A 418-nucleotide genomic window follows, 5' to 3' on the forward strand; every position below is an offset into this window, starting at 1 on the left:
TGATAACCTTTTAAACTAAGCTTTTTATTACAACAACTACAAATTTTTTCAGCAGCAATATACCGTTTGATTTGATGACTAATCATACTTTTTTGTACTCCGGAGGTTATTAATTTTGCTTCCTTCAAACTTAAACCCAGGCTTGCAGGGGATATATCATCAATTCTATGAAAACAAGCAATTTCTTCTGTAATAACTTCTTCTTCCGTTTCAAATATAAGTTGAATTTTACATCTCATATAGTAGCCTCCTGATCTTTAGTTAAAAGATATTCTCTTAATTCTTCATTGATTCTTTGCTTATTTACCTTTTCTCTATTAATCCAATACTCTAAATCTTCTATCACTTGCTCAAAATGATTGTGGCTTGCTTTACCGGATTGATATTTTTCTAAAATTGCTCTAAGCTTGCTATATAT

The 418-nt window shown here is 29.9% G+C and carries 1 protein-coding gene and 1 pseudogene; both read right to left on the minus strand.

The window, feature by feature from the left end; translation table 11 throughout:
- Window positions 1-239: pseudogene (locus tag NF27_RS00385) on the minus strand (ISKra4-like element ISCot1 family transposase); the annotation flags it as partial.
- A partial coding sequence (locus NF27_RS12160; protein ID WP_039454608.1) for a hypothetical protein occupies window positions 236-418 on the minus strand: 183 nt, incomplete at its 5' end. The pseudogene NF27_RS00385 and the gene NF27_RS12160, both read right to left, overlap by 4 nt.

The organism is Candidatus Jidaibacter acanthamoeba (assembly GCF_000815465.1).
In the GTDB taxonomy this organism is placed as follows: Bacteria; Pseudomonadota; Alphaproteobacteria; order Rickettsiales; family Midichloriaceae; genus Jidaibacter; species Jidaibacter acanthamoebae.